Annotated in this window: 11 protein-coding genes; 9 read left to right on the top strand and 2 right to left on the bottom strand. The window is 47.8% G+C overall.

Annotated elements, in window-relative coordinates; genetic code table 11:
• The first annotated feature begins 65 nt into the window (after positions 1–65).
• Positions 66–3,860 carry an FIMAH domain-containing protein gene (locus PSHG_RS10565; RefSeq protein WP_010272614.1) on the top strand — a complete coding sequence of 1,265 codons (3,795 nt, stop codon included), beginning with the start codon at positions 66–68 and terminating at the stop codon, positions 3,858–3,860.
• Positions 3,861–3,970: 110 nt separating this feature from the next.
• On the opposite strand, the gene PSHG_RS10560 is transcribed toward PSHG_RS10565, so the two are convergent.
• Entirely contained in the window at positions 3,971–4,804 is an 834-nt protein-coding gene (locus PSHG_RS10560) for an AraC family transcriptional regulator (protein ID WP_010272612.1), read from the bottom strand.
• Between the two features lie 293 nt (positions 4,805–5,097).
• Between PSHG_RS10560 and PSHG_RS10555 the strand changes: the two genes are divergently transcribed.
• The 3 genes from PSHG_RS10555 to PSHG_RS10545 all read left to right on the top strand — a co-directional run bounded on the left by PSHG_RS10555 (position 5,098) and on the right by PSHG_RS10545 (position 8,114).
• Complete coding sequence (locus PSHG_RS10555) at positions 5,098–6,102, top strand: Gfo/Idh/MocA family protein (protein ID WP_010272610.1); 1,005 nt, start codon at positions 5,098–5,100, stop codon at positions 6,100–6,102.
• Positions 6,103–6,122: 20 nt separating this feature from the next.
• Positions 6,123–7,085: an aldo/keto reductase gene (locus PSHG_RS10550; protein ID WP_010272608.1), complete on the top strand. Its 963-nt coding sequence runs from the start codon at positions 6,123–6,125 to the stop codon at positions 7,083–7,085.
• Positions 7,086–7,748: 663 nt separating this feature from the next.
• Positions 7,749–8,114: a DUF4383 domain-containing protein gene (locus PSHG_RS10545; protein ID WP_157213445.1), complete on the top strand. Its 366-nt coding sequence runs from the start codon at positions 7,749–7,751 to the stop codon at positions 8,112–8,114.
• Positions 8,115–8,438: 324 nt separating this feature from the next.
• Here the strand turns inward: PSHG_RS10545 and PSHG_RS10535 are convergent, their stop codons facing one another.
• On the bottom strand, positions 8,439–8,840 hold the full coding sequence (locus PSHG_RS10535; RefSeq protein ID WP_010272604.1) for a secondary thiamine-phosphate synthase enzyme YjbQ: 402 nt from the start codon (positions 8,838–8,840) through the stop codon (positions 8,439–8,441).
• Between the two features lie 568 nt (positions 8,841–9,408).
• Here PSHG_RS10535 and PSHG_RS10530 point away from each other — a divergent pair.
• The 5 genes from PSHG_RS10530 (at position 9,409) to PSHG_RS10505 (ending at position 15,198) form a co-directional block, all read left to right on the top strand.
• Positions 9,409–9,612, top strand: coding sequence for a DUF1128 domain-containing protein (locus PSHG_RS10530; RefSeq protein ID WP_010272602.1), 204 nt, complete (start codon positions 9,409–9,411; stop codon positions 9,610–9,612).
• 739 nt (positions 9,613–10,351) lie between these two features.
• Positions 10,352–11,389 carry a LacI family DNA-binding transcriptional regulator gene (locus tag PSHG_RS10520; RefSeq protein WP_010272601.1) on the top strand — a complete coding sequence of 346 codons (1,038 nt, stop codon included), beginning with the start codon at positions 10,352–10,354 and terminating at the stop codon, positions 11,387–11,389.
• Between the two features lie 676 nt (positions 11,390–12,065).
• On the top strand, positions 12,066–13,388 hold the full coding sequence (locus tag PSHG_RS10515; RefSeq protein ID WP_010272598.1) for an ABC transporter substrate-binding protein: 1,323 nt from the start codon (positions 12,066–12,068) through the stop codon (positions 13,386–13,388).
• Between the two features lie 105 nt (positions 13,389–13,493).
• Positions 13,494–14,375, top strand: coding sequence for a carbohydrate ABC transporter permease (locus PSHG_RS10510; protein WP_010272595.1), 882 nt, complete (start codon positions 13,494–13,496; stop codon positions 14,373–14,375).
• Entirely contained in the window at positions 14,368–15,198 is an 831-nt protein-coding gene (locus PSHG_RS10505; RefSeq protein WP_010272593.1) for a carbohydrate ABC transporter permease, read from the top strand. Before PSHG_RS10510 ends, PSHG_RS10505 begins: the two co-directional genes overlap by 8 nt.
• Positions 15,199–15,207: the final 9 nt, after the last annotated feature.

The following is a 15,207-nucleotide window of genomic DNA, read 5'->3' as shown; positions in this document are numbered from 1 at the left end:
GAGACCTGGAGAAATGGGAAAACGAACGCGTGATGTCGCATTCCAACATTCTAGGAGGTTTTTCCATGTCTAAAATTATGATGAAGCGTTTCATGTCTTACTTCCTCATCATTAGCCTGGTATTATCCGGCTGGGTAACAGCTGGAAGCGGACAAGCATCCGCGCAGGTTAATTATCAGCAAATTCCCGAGCTTTTGATTACAGAGCTGGTCCCTGATTCTACCAATGTAGGAACGGCAGATGGATACGAATTTATTGAGGTATATAACAATACTAATCAAACGATTGATTTCAGCAATTATAAAATTCGTTACCGCTACTTAGAAAGCGATACCCTTTGGGCTCATGTGCCTAACGAGGTGACGATTGAACCAGGCGGTACGATCGTACTATGGATTATTAACGCGCAAAACGGTCATACGACTATTGATGATTTTAACAATAATTATGGTACAAATCTGGAGGAAAATACGGAAGTACTCAGAATATTTGCCGGCGGTATGTCGAACTCCCGAATGCGGGAAGTGGTTATCGTATCGAATACCGGACATGTTATTGCTTCGGCTTTTTACAATGATGGCGAGGTTCAGGTTGGTGAGGATCTGGGGATTTTTTATAAATATCCCGAGGATGGCACTAACCGTATGCAGAGAATCTCCTACGGTGAACATATAGGAACACCGGGTTCGCTCGAGCATTCTATCGTTCCGGCTGCCCCCGTTCAGGTGGATGTAACCACCACACCTTCTGTACAAAACTTGACAACGACTACAGAGGCAGGTCCTGGGGAAGATGTTGAGATCTGGGCGACGGCCAGTGATAATCGGCTAGTTACCACATTTACGCTGTCTTACCGGACAGATAGTGAGGCAGACTACACGGTCGTTCAACTGCAGGAAGGCGAAGACGGGTTCCGTTATACAATTCCATTCCTGGATTTGCTGGGAAGCAATAAACTCGAATATTTCTTTACCGCCTCAAACGGCTTTAATGAGACGGAAAGTGCAACATATGAGATCGATTTGACTGGTGAGACACAAAGTCCGCGTTTGAATGTTAGTAATGACCAAGTCGTCACCGGTCAAGTGTACCTGCGCGGAGCCGCAGAGGGCGCGGCCCCGAATGACCTTGTCCTGACTATTGATGGTCAGCCGGTTAGCGGACAGCCTTCTTTGGAGCATACTGCTTATATGCTGTTTGAAGCGGATGGCATCGACGATGGCATCAATACGATAACCATCGATAGAGAAATTCTGTATCAGACACCAGCCAATATTGACGGCTACCAAACACTAGTTGTTCCTATTGAGCCTCAATGGCTGCATGCCGGTGTTAATGAAATTGCTCTGCGTGCAGGTGACAATGACAACACTTACTTTGAAGATAATCCGCCAACCGGCAATCTGGATGACTTCAATATTCGCAACGTTCGTTTGTTGCTGGGAGACGGCACGGAAATCCGTGATCCGAGATTTACCGATCCTGCGCTCATTTTGGATTTTGGTGATGACGGAAGATTTTATCCGGTAGAATACTTCCAGTTCGATATCCCAGCCAGCAAGCTGAAGGCGATAGCTTACGCATGGGATACAACTGCGGCATCTGAGGGCACTCACACGGTTGCCGTATCTGCCGCAGGAGAATCTGCTGCAGCTGTTGTGCAGGTGGACAACCAGGGGCCTGTTATTTCCACTACGATTGTTGACGGACAAGAGTACAAAGGAAGCTTTGAAATTAACGTAACCGCACAGGATTCCGTATCCGGCGTAGATGAAATAGAGGTTTTGCTGGACGGGGAAGAGATTGCAGTTCCTTATGCGGCTTCTTCTGCCCAGTTGGCCCCAGGCAGTCATGAACTGAGTGTACGCGCAGTCGATCTGGCGGGTAACGAGAGCAGCCGTACGCTATCCTTTACAACCGTAGAAGAGCATCCAAATGCTCCGGAGCTGATTTCCCCGGCTGATGGCGCGGATGATACCGGCCTTGCCCCGGAATTGAAGGTTCGCGTGAGCGATCCGACCGGAGATGACCTTTCGGTAACGTTCCATCAAGCTTATCGCTATGATGCGCTTAATGAGGAGCAGGTCAAAGTATATACGAATGCAACGGATTATGAGCCGCCCACGGTGAGAAATCCTGAGGGAGAAGTAGAACTGTCGGCCGAGGAGCGTGCCAAAATTTCAGCAGCAGACGGACAATATGTAACCGTTGATTCTACGAAACAGTTCCCGTATCTTCGTTTTCAGGTAGAACTGGAAGATGCCGTGGAAGCGAGCGATACGGTAGAAGTGTCCTGGCGCGGACATACGCTGCCTAACCGTAAAGTTACGCTTTACGCTTGGAACCATACAACTGGAAAATGGGAAGCGCTAGCTGATCATATTGCTGCGGATGAAGCCGACTTTGTGCTGGAGGCCGAGGTCAGCGCCGACTATATTGAAAACAACGTCGTCGATGTTATCGTGCAGGATGAAATTCCGAGCCGTGAAGATTATGATTATACTTTCGTATGGGTGACAGATACCCAGTTCCTGACTGAACTGTATCCTCATATTCAAACTGCACAGTATCAATGGATCGTTGATAAAATCGAGGAAATGAACATTCAGTATCTATTCCACACCGGTGATATCGTGAATGACCCGTTCGCCGAGTATCAATGGATTCGTGCGGACGAATATAAGAAAATGTTCGAGGATGCCGGACTTCCTTATGGCGTGCTGGCCGGTAACCACGATGTAGGATCTTACGACTGGGATTATACGATTTACAGCCAATACTTCGGGGAAGACCGTTACAAGGATCAGCCTTACTATGGCGGATCATACAAAGACAACCGCGGCCATTATGATTTGATCTCGGTTGAGGGCAACGATTACATTATGGTTTACATGGGTTGGGGAATTGAAGATGAGGACATTGAGTGGATGAACGAAGTGCTGGCTCAACATCCGGATCGCACTGCCTTCCTAAACTTCCATGAGTATCTGCGTCCGAATGGAACCCGTTCACCTGTAGGAGACCGCTTGTATGAAGAAGTGGTAGTGCCGAACGCTAATGTGGTAGCGGTATTAAGCGGACACTTTACAGGCTCCAATATGCTGGTCAATCATCTTGACGATGATGGAGACGGAGTAGCCGAGCGTACCGTATATCAGATGCTTGCCGATTATCAAGGGCATGCCAATGGCGGGAATGGTTTCCTGAGACTGTTCCATTTCGACACGGAAACAGGTCAAGTATACGTGAACACGTATTCTCCTTATTTGGATCAGTACAACCATTACAATCCTAAATACGGTGTGGACGAGTTCGTTATAGAAATGGATCTCGAGCCTAAGGTAAAGCGTGTAGCTACGAACTCCATTGAAGTGAATCATCGCAAGGCGGCGATTATCGGCTCTGCCCAGGAAGTGGCAAGCGGTAATGAAGCTTCGGTCACTTGGGGAGGACTTGCAGCCAATACGGCATATTCCTGGTACGCTCTGGTACAGGATGATTTCGGCGGCCGCACGGTTTCCGATATATGGTCCTTCGTTACCGGAAACGGGGCGACCGAGCCTGAGGAACCAACAGAGCCAGAAGAGCCGGCGGATCCTGCCATTGAGGAACTTCGCGATCAACTGGAAGCATTCATCGATTCCGGTGATGTGCGCGGACCTCTCGTTAATCAGCTGACGAACCGTATTCGCCAAGTCGAGCATCATTATTCTGCCGGCCGGGTCGCTCAGGCTGCTAAGCAATTGGAGAATTTCCTGAAGCATCTGAACAATGAACCGATGCAGCGGCATGTGAATCCGGAAGCGAAGCAGACGCTTGAGCAGTTGGCTAACAACTTGTTGGAACAGTGGACTAACTAACGATTCCATAGTATTAGTGAAACGAATAACGGCAGCCCAACCGGGCTGCCGTTTGTTTTATAAAGCTAGCAAATTTGCTTGAATGGCTAGCATTGGTTGAATGCAGATGGTCAGTGACCATGAAATTTACGCCGGTACTGCCCAGGGGTCACTCGTTCAAACTGCATGAACCGCTGGTTAAAATAGCTCACACTCGGATACCCCACTTGCCTGGCAATCTCCTGTACCTGCAGGCTGCTGTTTTCAATCAGCAGCTGCTTTGCATTTTGAATTCGGCACAGCGTAATAAAATCCATAGGAGTCATGCCGGTGGCCTTGCGAAACAATTTGCAAAAATAATGCGGAGTAACCCCGGCCTTCTGGGCCCAATGCTCCAGTTCAAAGGGTTCTGACGAAGAAGTCTGCATGGCCGGCAGCAGATTAGTAATATGATCGACAGGATCAGTTCCCCGGTTAGCAGCCAAAGGGGTAGCGTGGCTCATGAATTCTACGAGAATCGAATACGTTAATGCAGACAGGCGAGTACGCTGTAAAATGCTGTTCTGCTCAGCTTCCTGGAGCAGCTCTTCATACCCTTGCAAAAGTCCCTTCCACTGCTTCAGCGTCCATAAATTGCGGTGAAATCCCTGTTCAACTAATAAATCTTTAAGCTTATGACCGTAAAAATGAACCCAGTGAACGCTCCACGGCTCGTCCTGGCTGGAATAATACGTTTGCGGCTGCTGGGGAAAGTAGAGAAAAGCATCGCCTCTATGGAGGGTAAATACTTCATTGTTGATTTCCACATAGCCCTTACCTTCAATAAGAAAATGAAGGCTGAAGGAAGTGGCCCCGTCAGGGCGGTAAACCGTATGCTCGGGCATGTCATAGTACCATCCGACGGATTCTGGAAAAATAAAATAAGGATGCTGCTGTATGGTAGGAAAAATAACTTGTCTGCGCATGGGAGCTCCTTTTTGCCTGGTCTCGTTTGTACCTGAGGACTCTTTTTGCCTAGTCCCGTTCGTACTAGGGACCTCTTTTTGCCTAGTCCCGTTCGTGCATGGTTTTGTTGTGAAGCTTCATAATGACAATATTGTTATAGTCATATCAAAATCATACTATATTCATTTTAGTTTCTATCCAATATAATGGCAATAGAACAATAAAAATTGCACTATAACAACGATGATGGGAATTTAATAACGCTGTTAAAATTGCAATATCATGCTAGTTCACGAGAGAGGATGGGAGAAATATGAAACAAGAATTTCGCTGGGGAATCGTTGGTTGTGCTGGGATCGCAGTGGGAGCCTGCATTCCCGGGATTCAGCAATCGGAGACAGGCAAAGTAGTAGCTATAGCCAGCCGGCGGCTGGAGAAGGCTAAAGAGACAGCAGAGCAGGCCGGAATCGGCAAAGCCTACGGAAGCTATGAGGAGCTGCTGGCTGACCCTGAACTGGATGCTGTTTACATACCGCTGCCGAACCATTTGCATAAGGAATGGACGATTAAAGCAGCCCGGGCGGGCAAGCACGTGCTTTGCGAGAAGCCTGCTGCGCTTAATGAACAGGAAGCGGAAGAGATGGTGCAGGCGTGTAAGGAAGCAGGAGTATTTTTTGCAGAGGCGTTCATGTACAGATATCACCCCCGCTACGACAGAATCAAGGAAATTATCCGTTCTGGTGAGATAGGTGAGATTCGCGGAATCCACAGCACCTTTACCTTCAACAGCTCTGGTGCCGGGGAGAATGTCCGCTTTCACCGCGAGATGGGAGGCGGCTCATTGTATGATGTAGGCTGCTATCCGATTAGTGTGGCGCGGTATTTGCTGGACAAAGAGCCGGAGGCCGTTACGGCGCATGCCTTTTTCTCCCCGCAGCATGGTGATGTCGACATGATGGCATCAGGCTTGATCGAATTTGCCGGAGGGACGGCCTTGACCTTTGATTGCGGAATGTGGGCTGCTTCCCGTAATACGCTTGAAGTGCTCGGCACATTGGGGCGGATCGAAGTTCCTTCGGCATATGTCAGCCGGCCGGATATGGATTCTAACTTTTTTGTTATAACCCAGGAAGGCAGACGGGAGGAAGAGGCGCCAAAAGTTAACCAATATTCACTGCAGGCAGATGAATTTGCAAGAACGGTATGGGGGGAGAAGGACGCAAAATTTGCCCCTGCTGATGCCATAGCGAATATGCGTGTGCTGGAAGCGTGTCTGCGGTCATGCCGTGAGCGGGTCCGGATTGATCTCACATCTTAATAGAGGAAAGGAAGAACGTAATGAATTATATCGCGATTCAAGGAACGGCAAAGCCGGTATCGCAGTTGATCATGGGTTCTGATTTTTTCACGCTGGATAACGCAGAGGAAGTTAGCGAGGTGTTGGCCGCCTATCTGGGGATTGGCGGCAATACGATTGACACCGCCCATATATACTGCGGCGGACAGAGCGAGCAGGCTATTGGCCGCTGGCTGGAAGAGACGAACAACAGGGAGAAAATCGTCATTTTAACGAAAGGAGCGCATCATGACAGCAGCGGGCCCCGGGTTAACCGGGAGGCTATCTATAGTGATTTGATGACGAGCTTGGAGCGCTTGCGTACCGATTCTGTTGAGCTGTACGCTCTTCATCGGGATGACCCTTCCGTCCCTGTAGGCCCGATCATCGAAGCGCTTAATGAGCACATTGAAGCCGGAAAGGTTCAGGCCATAGGCGCTTCCAATTGGACTCACCAGCGGCTGCAGGAAGCCAATGATTATGCTGCTGCTCACGGGCTGCAGGGATTTGCTTTCAGCAGTCCCAATCTCAGCTTGGCTAAGGCGAACGAGCCATTTTGGGCGGGGTGCGTATCTGCGGATGAGCATACGCTGGCGTGGCATGAGTCCTCACAGCTGCCCTTGCTCTCCTGGTCTTCACAGGCCAGAGGCTTTTTTACCGGAAGATTTACTCCTGAGAAGCGGGATAATCCCGATCTTGTCAGAGTGTTTTATAGTGATGGCAACTGGGAACGGCTCCGCCGGGCGGAGCAGCTGGCAGCTGCCAAAGGAGCTACTGCGATTGAAATCGCACTTGCTTATGTTCTTAATCAGCCGTTTCCGACCTGTGCTTTGATCGGAGCAAGAAATGATAAGGAAATGAAGTCATGCCTTGCTGGTGCACAAATCAAGTTAACCGCCGAGGAAAGGGATTGGCTCGACTTGAAGCCCGGAGCAAATGCCCCGCAAGATGTACCAGGGGCATAGGACCATGTAGTTAACCACTGTCTTGGGACGCCATACACCAAGTGCAGGGGGCTTCGCTCCCCGCGAAGAAGCACTTATGTTGGAAAAGCACTGATTTCTAGAAATTGTGCTTTCTAGCCATTGCGCTTACGCAATAATAAAAGGATAGCCGTGCCCCGTCAATCTACCATTGGCGAAGCGCGGCTTTTTTATGTTAGAAGTTCATTTTTGAGGAGAATCACCGGACTTTGTAGGCGGAAGCGGCGTAGGAGGCGGAGCAGTCCGGCATTCTGCCGTCACTCCGACGTACCGGAAGCGGTACAGGAGGGCCAGAGGTCTGAAGCTGGCGATACCACGATCCGTAATTCCTGTAGTCAGTCGTATTCAGTGCTAACGGAAGCAATCTCCATCCATCCATTTTTTGCATCGATCGAAATGGCTCAGAGACCCCCACATCCCGCCTGGCAGCTTACAATTGCGGTACAAAAGCCTCACGGCAAATAAAAACCGGATGAAGCACTCTTGCTGGAGCAATCTTTTATAGAAATTCATAGGATTACTTCGCCAGTAACACCGGGTAATATCCATTGCCTGCAAGAAATAAAAGGCATGAACCCCAGCAGCTTGTTCATAAGATGAAATATAGAATGATGGGGGAAGCTTTCCCCGATGAAGGAGGAGAATATGTTGATAAGAGCGTTTGCGAAGTGGTCGGGTATTGTGTTTTTGCTGCTGGGGCTGGTCGGTTTTTTTATTAAGGAGCTGCTGCCGTTCTTTCATTTTGACACCGTACATAACGTCGTGCATTTGGTAATAGGAGCGCTTGGCATAGGGGCGGCTTCCAAGTACTCTTTTTCAGTGCTGTATGCCAAAATTATTGGAATTGTTTATCTGATTCTCGGAGCTTTCGGTATATTTTCTCCCAATATGTTCGGGATGATGCATTTGGTTATGGCGGAGAACATCTTCCACTTACTCGTCGGGGCACTGGGTACTTATCTGGGCTTTGTATATGCAGAAGCCAAATCGGGTGGATCCCGGGCGGCCTGAAGGAAGTGTGTGCTATGCGTGTAAGCCAAGCTGCAAACAAAACTCCGCTAACAACAGCTTTGGCAGAGCACTCCACCCGATCCAGCTCTATGCTGCCGGAGCTTGGTCATTTATTTTAAAGAAACGGGAACGTACCCTGCAGCACCTGCCCATAGACTGGATGCTTGCAAAAAGTGACCAGGCTGTGGCTTTTTTTTGATCCAAGTGCTTCGCTCAAAGCATTATTCAGCCTCTCCGGCAAAGCCTCATTCAGCTCGCAGGAGCGCCATCGATCGCAGGAGCGCCATCATAAGTATGAGGTACTATAAAGCAGTTCGAATTTTTTTATCCGCTAATAAATTTGACGTAACAGGTTCTCTGCCGGGGACCATCGAATTCACAGAAATATATTCCCTGCCATTGCCCTAAGACAAGACGGTTGCGATTTATGATGACCGTTTGCGAGCTTCCGGTTGTTATCGCTTTAAGATGAGATGCGGTATTGCCTTCTGCGTGAAGGTACCGGGGATGCTTCCAGGGATATACCTCGTCAAGCCGAAGCAGCACATCATGCTGGACATCCGGATCGGCGTTCTCGTTAATGGTAATCCCTGCTGTGGTGTGTGGGCAATAAATAATGGCAAGTCCGTTTTCCAGCCCTTCCTCTCGCAGAAAAGAACGGACCTGTTCCGTAATATCTATCATTTCGTCACGCTGTTTGGTGTGTAAAGTAAAGGTATGCAGCATAGTAAATCCTCCTTGAATGCTGTGAGCAGCAGCTTCTGAATTTGGGGTTGCTCTTACTAACATTTTGATTTTTGAAAATTCAATTTACAGATGTCCCGGCGGGGGTGCAGCCCAAGCAAATTTCGGGAGCGGCCCGGAGGGATGAAATAGCATTTAAGTATTGCGATTTGGGAACGTCTTTTTGGGAAAATGTCATTAGGGAAACCTGCTGAATGTTTCTATTTCTCCTGTTGGCTTGGCCATCAAGCTTCTTTCAATTGGGAGTGTTCCCTTAGCCTATTCCGCATTTTCCTTAACGCTGTTGGTACCCCGTGACGCGCTTCCTTCCGCAATGTGGAGTAGGTTTCCGCAAAGCGGAGCAGGTACGCGCACTGATGAGCCGAGGTGTATACCAATAGCTAGCGAGGTTGTAAACGGAGAGATCCGATGGCCATTTCAGGATGGTACCTTTTTTGTTTAAGTTAAAAGTTAATAAGGTTAACCGCAGTTTACCCTGAAAAGATTCTTTTTTGCAACCGTTTCAGTTCATGTTACAATAATATCAGTTAGAGAAAGGATGGGGGATTTGATGGATAATGCTGAACGCATGCTGGAGGCGATCAAAGCGAAATTGAAGGTAGCTTCCGGATCGGCAATTAAAGCAAGCCATATTGACGAGCGAAAACACGAGGATTTGCAAGATATTTACGAACTGGTTATGAGTAAGGACAAATTCAGCGTCAGTGAAATGGATGCAATAGTGATGGAGCTTGGAAGGCTGCGCAAAGAATAAGGACACTGTCCGGCAGGAGATGGTTTCTGTATTAAATTCAGAAGCCGTCTTTTTTTGATTTTGATAAGATGTTGTTTTTCGGTGTTGGTGCTGCCCAAGATTATTCGTATAGGATGCTAGCGGTGTAGAGAGAAGTTATGGCTAATGCTTCCTGGAGCTATTTTTTGGATATCGGGGGTGTTCTGCGAGGTGGCTGCTAGGTGGCCCGGCGAGGTGGCTCTGCGCTAACGCTCGCTGATCGCAGCAAATTGCTATTCCACAGCTAATCGACAGCCTCATCCTTGTGCCAGGCAATAGAATGTTGCAATAACAGTTGCAATAATATGAAGTTCTGCACATAGTGTACCTCCCCGAGCCGCCGAGTTCCTTTCTGTCCTATGTCCGCACCATTTCTCACCTTTCCTCACGTCATTATTGCTCTTTAGCTTTGTTCACAGTATCAAAAGGAGGTTTTCCTTTTGATCGTTGCTTTATTGTTCAGCTATTTGTATACTTTAATAGTAACCGATTACTATAAAGAAGCATATAAAGTCACATATATAGACGCATATAAAGTCGCATATAAAGCTTCATATAAATCCGCAAATAAGCTTCATATAAAGCCTATAACAAAGAGGTTTTAATAATAAAGCCCATAATAATAAAGTCCACAACAATGAAGCTTATAATCTAGATGAAATGAAGAAAACCATTACCATTAATGAAGAAAACCAAAAGAAACGATAAAATGAGGGGTTTTATGAAAAAGCAAACCACCATTCACGATATAGCAAAAATGGCCAATGTTTCTTCAGCGACTGTCTCCAGGGTGCTGAGCAACAGTGGTTATCCGGTCAGCAAGGAGCTGAAGGAGCGCATTCAACGCATTGCCAAGGAAGCCAACTATATTCCCAACATGCTTGGCAAGCAGCTGAAAAAAAACACAAGCCAAACGATCGGCGTTATTATTCCATCGATCATTAATCCTTTCTATTCCTCCGTTATTTTTGGGGTCGAGGAAATCGCCCGCCAGAACGGTTTTACCGTCATTGTCTGCAATTCCCTGCAGGATCCATCTTTGGAAGAAGAATATATCAGAACGATTATGGAGAAGCAGGTAAAAGGGCTTATAATCTCTTCCATTTCCACAAACAAAGAGCATCTCAAACAACTCATTCAAATGGGCCTGAATGTGATTGCCATCGATCAGAAAATCGAGGAAGATAACATCAACCAAATCGAATTCGATTACCATAAAGCCGGCTGCCTGGCCACCCGATATCTGTTGGAGCATGGTCACCGTTTGATTGGTTATGTCACCTCGAAGCTGGACCGACCGAGCCGCCGCAGCATTTATGAAGGATATGCAGCGGCGATGAAGGATGCGGGGCTTAAGCCGCTTGTTGTAGAGTCGCAAACTGATGAGGTGTACAATGCCATTACCGATTTTGATACAGGAAAACAGCTTACAAAGAAGCTGCTGAACCAGTCACCACGGCCAACTGCTATTTTTGCCTGCAACGATATGATGGCCTTTGGCGTCATTAATGAATTGTCCCGCTGTGACATTCAGGTGCCGCAGCAAATGTCGGTGATGGGCTTTGACGGAATTGATGTCGGCGAAATGATTCACCCGCCCTTGACGACGATTAAGCAGCCTGATTATGAAATGGGAAAAATGGCTTGCAAAATGCTGCTCGATATGATGAACGGAGAAGACAGTCCGATGTTTGATATAACCCTTCAGCCTAAACTGCTGGAGAGGAAATCGGTGATGGATATACGCTCTGAACAGTAGACGACAATACCTGGACAGCCAGCAACGCAGTAAGCAGCCCAGTAAGCAGCTCAGTAGGCAACGCAGTAAGTAACCCAGTAGCAGCCCAGTGAGCAATCCAGTGAGCAGTCCAGCAAGCAACGCAGTAAGCAGCCCGGCCAGCAATTCCAACAACCAATCCAGTCTGTAATCCATCCTTGGCTTTCGGCCAAGGTTATTTTTTTGTAAGGTTTTTTTAATTGTCAAGATATCGATTACTAAAAATTTCCCCGGACCTACCCGTTCTAGACACTTTTAATCAGCCGCTTTTGAAGAGTAAAAAACCAAGAAATTCCTTATAATTAAAGAGTATATGCACGTTTTCAAGGGAATCTATTCGGCAAAAAAATTAAGAAACAGCTATTCAAGAAAGTGCTTTCATGCTATACTTTGTTTAGTAATCGATTACTATACCTTTTTCTCAGCGATTGATTATTGTAGTTTCTATAATCGATGATCGATTATCGTAGGTTCGATGACTGATTATTGTAGTTTCGATAATCGGTTGATGTAGTTTCAATGATCGATTGCAGTAGTTTTGTTAAAGTCGATTGCGAATAACTAAACCAGAAAAACCGGAAGTAAATGAGCTGGAGAGGAATTGTGCTGATAAGGTGTACAAATTAGCTCGTGAAAGAAAGAAGGAGGGTTTATAAACATGTTCAAAAAAATGACTGCCATCCCGAAAATTTCAGTACCGCTAATGCTATCGTCTATGCTCGTCATCGCGGCCTGCTCATCTTCCGGGGGTTCCCCAAATGGTAAGGGTGAATCAGGAGGCCAAGGTGGCGGGGAGCAGGTTACATTAAAGATTGGCCTGCCTGGAAGCTACGAAGTAACCAGTAAAGAAATCATTGACAGTTTTATAGAGGCTCATCCTCATATACGCGTGGAGGTGCAGGAGGCCCCCTGGGGTGATTTCACCTCGAAAATCGCAACCCAAATTGCGGGCAACACCATGCCTGACGTCTGGTTCCAAGAGAATGCCACTATTTTGGGTTATGGTCAGCGCGGGGTAGCTGAGGATCTTTCTTCCTATATAGAACGTGACCTGAACCCTGATGACTATGTTGACGGCTTATTCTCAGCGCAAACTCCTGAAGGCCAGGTGTGGGGTGTTCCTCATGGGATCAACCCGATAGCGCTTGCTTACAACGAGGATGTTTTTGCCGAAGCAGGAATCGATCTGCCAACGGACGACTGGACCTACGAGGATCTGATTGAAGCCGCGAAGCAGCTCACAGTAGGGGAAGGAAATCAAACCTCCCGTTTTGGTTTTATCGGCTCGACTTCCATCACTACAGGATGGTTTCCGTGGATTAAACAGGCTGGAGGCTCCGCCTTGGACGAAACGCTGACGAAATCTCGGTTCGATGATCCGCAAACCGCAGCAGGCCTGCAGCAGCTGTATGATGGAATTGAACAGGGTTATTTCACCAATAGCGACTTTTTGACAGCCAACGGAGGAGAGCTCGAAGTATTTGCCAGCGGCAAGGCGGCTATGTACTTCCTGCAGTACAGCCAGCAGGTCAATATGAATGAGAGCTTCCCGGATACGAATTGGGATGTCGTGAAGATCCCGAAGGCGGCTAACGGCGAGCGGTATGTTCCGATGGTGGCCAACTCCTGGCTCGTTTCATCCAGAGCTAGCCAGGACGTCAAAGACGCCGCTTGGGAATTTCTGAAGTATTATTTAGGAGACGAGGCGCAAAGCATCATTGTCCAATCCGGTTCCACTTTGCCAGTTAAGAAAAGCGCTTTGGAAGAACTGCAATCAAGTACAACCAAGCCCTCAAACAAAGCGGCGTTCACGGAGGGCATTGAAGAAGCCGGGGTGACTCTCGATGAGAACGCCAGCTGGAGCGAATGGCGGATTCTGGTGCAGCAGGTCGTCAATGAGATTATGGTAGGCAACGTAACGGTGGAGGATGGAGTTCGGGAAATCCACGTTAAAGTCCAGGAGGTGCTGGACGCACAATAGGCTGCATCTTACAAGGGGTGGGAGTTCCGCTGTACGGCTTCAGTTCGCTTGCGTTACAGCTTGCGGGCGGAGCTCCTTTTTTCCTGATTGAAAGGTGGTTGTTCCATGCAAAAACAAGGATACTGGGGCTACATTTTCACACTGCCTTTTGTCATCCAGATAGTCGTGTTCCTCTTGTTCCCGATTGTGTTCTCTACCTATATTTCCTTTACGGAATGGGACTTGTTTAACCCCCCTCAATGGGTAGGACTGGACAATTGGATTGGGGTGCTGAACAAGCGTGAGTTTTGGGTAGCGTTACGCAATGTATTTGTTTTTGCCCTTATATTTGTTCCTGTTCAAACCGCGTTTGCCTTTCTTGTTGCTTTTATGCTGAATCAGGGAATTCGGGCCAAGGGATTGTTCCGTTTGTTTTATTTTTTGCCAGTGGTTACGCCGTGGATTGCCGGAGGGGTTGTCTGGGTATGGATGTTTAACTATCAATACGGGGTCATTAACTGGGCGCTGGAAAGCATCGGGCTTGCCGCCATACGCTGGATCGACAGCAGCAATTGGCTGATGGTTATTTCCAGTATAGCTCTGGTGCAGGTCTGGAAGGGCGCCGGGCAGTCGATGATTCTGATCTTGGCGGGAATGCAGAATGTGCCGCAGGAAGTATTGGAAGCAGCCCAAATAGACGGTGCCAACGGATGGAAGCAGCTAACCAAAATCGTTTTCCCGATGGTAACGCCGATGGTATACCTGGTGATGATTTTATCCACCATTTCTGCTTTTCAGGCTTTCGATGTGTTCCTGGGCTTGTTCGGTTCAATTACAACAGGCATTCCGGAACGGAATATGGTACCTAACCTGCTGATTTACCGTGACGCGTTTTTATTGTTTAAAATGGGTCCGGCCTCGGCGGCTGCGTGGCTGCTGTTTGTTATCATTTTAGCGTTTACCCTGTTCCAGAAGTACTTTGAAAAGAGGTGGGTGCATTATGACTAAAGCTACCCCTTGGCCGTTAAAGGTGCTGATGTATATTTTGCTGATAGCCGGGGCTGTTTGCATGATCTTCCCTTTTGTGTGGATGCTGTCCACCTCTTTAAAAACGGTAGGGGCAATAGCCCAGATGCCCCCGCAATTAATTCCCAATCCGCTCAATTGGGATAATTACGCCACGATCTGGAATCGGGTTGATTTTGGCCGGTATACGCTAAACAGCTTTATCATTGTTGTTTTTGATATGATCGGCTCCTTGCTGTCCTGTGCTTTTGTCGCTTTTGGACTGGCGATGTACAACTTTAAGCTGCGCGGGCCTATTTATGTCATGATGCTGGCTTCTCTAATGATTCCTTCCCAGGTGACGATGATTCCGACTTATTTCATCTGGAAGGAATTCGGGGCGCTTAATTCTTACTACCCTTTAATTATTCCCAGCTTTTTGGGCGGGGCGTTCGGGATTTTCCTGATGCATCAGTTCATTAAATCGCTGCCCAGGGAGCTGTATGAATCGGCTACGATGGATGGCTGCAATCCGCTCGGGATTTTTTTTCGCATCTACTTGCCGCTATGCAAGCCCGCATTGGCTGCGCTCGGTGTGTTCACGTTTATGGGAGCCTGGAACAACACTTTGGGACCGCTCATTTATTTGCAGGATAAAACGCTGTATACCTTGCCGCTCGGGCTGCTTTATTTGAAATCGGAAAATGTGAACCAGGCTCTGTTGATGGCCGGGGCTGTTATTACTACACTTCCCGTCATTATCGTCTATTTGTTCGCCCAGAAGCAGTTCGTCCAAGGTATCGCTTCAACGGGAATGAAAGGGTAAGAGCGTAAA

It is taken from the genome of Paenibacillus senegalensis JC66 (assembly GCF_000285515.1).
GTDB lineage: Bacteria > Bacillota > Bacilli > Paenibacillales > NBRC-103111 > Paenibacillus_L > Paenibacillus_L senegalensis.
Note: the sequence above shows the minus strand (reverse complement) of the source record. Positions and strands in the feature narration are given on the sequence as shown.

What these genes read in the sequence shown, in the direction of transcription:
- PSHG_RS10535 (WP_010272604.1), bottom strand. Translation starts at nt 8,840, where the DNA reads ATGCTGCATACCTTTACTTTACACACCAAACAGCGTGACGAAATGATA.
- PSHG_RS10520 (WP_010272601.1), top strand. Translation starts at nt 10,352, where the DNA reads ATGAAAAAGCAAACCACCATTCACGATATAGCAAAAATGGCCAATGTT.
- PSHG_RS10550 (WP_010272608.1), top strand. Translation starts at nt 6,123, where the DNA reads ATGAATTATATCGCGATTCAAGGAACGGCAAAGCCGGTATCGCAGTTG.
- PSHG_RS10510 (WP_010272595.1), top strand. Translation starts at nt 13,494, where the DNA reads ATGCAAAAACAAGGATACTGGGGCTACATTTTCACACTGCCTTTTGTC.
- PSHG_RS10530 (WP_010272602.1), top strand. Translation starts at nt 9,409, where the DNA reads ATGGATAATGCTGAACGCATGCTGGAGGCGATCAAAGCGAAATTGAAG.
- PSHG_RS10515 (WP_010272598.1), top strand. Translation starts at nt 12,066, where the DNA reads ATGTTCAAAAAAATGACTGCCATCCCGAAAATTTCAGTACCGCTAATG.
- PSHG_RS10560 (WP_010272612.1), bottom strand. Translation starts at nt 4,804, where the DNA reads ATGCGCAGACAAGTTATTTTTCCTACCATACAGCAGCATCCTTATTTT.
- PSHG_RS10555 (WP_010272610.1), top strand. Translation starts at nt 5,098, where the DNA reads ATGAAACAAGAATTTCGCTGGGGAATCGTTGGTTGTGCTGGGATCGCA.
- PSHG_RS10545 (WP_157213445.1), top strand. Translation starts at nt 7,749, where the DNA reads ATGTTGATAAGAGCGTTTGCGAAGTGGTCGGGTATTGTGTTTTTGCTG.
- PSHG_RS10565 (WP_010272614.1), top strand. Translation starts at nt 66, where the DNA reads ATGTCTAAAATTATGATGAAGCGTTTCATGTCTTACTTCCTCATCATT.
- PSHG_RS10505 (WP_010272593.1), top strand. Translation starts at nt 14,368, where the DNA reads ATGACTAAAGCTACCCCTTGGCCGTTAAAGGTGCTGATGTATATTTTG.